This window comes from Xanthobacter autotrophicus (assembly GCF_029991245.1).
Classification (GTDB): domain Bacteria; phylum Pseudomonadota; class Alphaproteobacteria; order Rhizobiales; family Xanthobacteraceae; genus Xanthobacter; species Xanthobacter autotrophicus_C.
The window spans coordinates 1-1,317 of the sequence record NZ_JAIVFO010000299.1; the positions used below are offsets into that span (position 1 = coordinate 1).

General features: G+C 66.4%; 1 pseudogene. It reads right to left on the reverse strand.

Features of this window, described 5'->3' with window-relative positions:
• Window positions 1-7 precede the first annotated feature (7 nt).
• A pseudogene (locus K9U41_RS22865) lies at window positions 8-1,260 on the reverse strand (IS256 family transposase).
• Window positions 1,261-1,317 lie beyond the last annotated feature (57 nt).

A 1,317-nucleotide genomic window follows, 5' to 3' on the forward strand; every position in this document is an offset into this window, starting at 1 on the left:
GGGAGTGTCAGGAATTTCGTGTGGGGGCGGCGGGTTGAAGATCAGGCCGCCATGGCCTTTGTGAAGCGCTCGCCGAAGATGACGGCGAACTGCGCCTTTGCCATCGCCCATTCACGAGGTGCCATCTCCACTCCTTTTCGGCCCGGTTCAAGACCAGGAAGAGGAGCTTCAGGGCGGCCTCGTCGGTGGGGAAGTGCCCCCTGGCTCGCACGGCGCGGCGCAGCTTGGCGTTGAGTGCCTCGATGGCATTCGTGGTGTAGAGGATGCGGCGCACCTCGGCGGGGAAGGCATAGAATGGCACGACCTCGCTCCAGGCCCGCCGCCAGCTCTGGGCGATGGCCGGATAGCGCCGGCCCCAAGGGCCGTCCTCGAAGGCCGTGAGCGCCGCCTCGCCGGCGACAGCGTCCATCCCCGATAAATGTCCTTCAGCGCCGCGGCGACGGCCTTGCGGTCCTTGTACGACACGAAGTCAAGGCTGTGGCGCAGCAGGTGGACGATGCAGGTCTGGACCAGCGCCTCGGGGAAGACGGCGCGGATCGCGTCCGGGAAGCCCTTCAGGCCATCGACGACGGCGAGCAGCAGGTCCTCAACGCCCCGGTTCCTCAGCTCGTTCATGACGCGCAGCCAGAACTTCGCGCCCTCGTTCTGCTCCAGCCACAGGCCGAGGACCTCCTTGGCCCCATCGGCGCGCACGCCGAGCGCGATATGGACCGCCTTGTTGCGGACGATGCCCTCGTCGCGCACCTTGACCCGCAGGGCATCGAAGAAGACCAGGGGATAGACCGGCTCGAGCGGCCGGGCTTGCCAGGCGGCGATCTCCTCCAGGACGGCGTCGGTGACAACGCTGATGAGGTCGGGAGAAACCTCGATGCCGTAGAGCTCGCGCAGGTGCCCGACGATCTCCCGGGCGCTCATGCCCCGGGCATACATGGACACGATCTTGTCGTCGAAGCCGGGGAAGCGCCGCTGGTACTTGGCGATGAGCTGGGGATCGAACGTCGCCTGCCGGTCCCGCGGGATCTCCAGCTCGATCCGGCCGGTCTCGGTGGTGACCGTCTTCCGTCCATAGCCGTTGCGGCTGTTGCCGGTCTCGTCGCCCGCCAGGTGATGATCCATCTCGGCGTTCAGGGCGCGCTCGGCCAACGCCTTCTTCAGATCGTCGAGCAAACCGTTGGCATCGAAGGCCGTCTTGGGATCGGCGCCGGCCAGAAGTTGGTCCAGAAGCGCGTCAGGAATACGGGGGGCTTTGCGTCGGGCCATCGGGAACCTCCATAAGGTCCATCATGACCGCCCCCACACGAAATTCCTGACACTCCC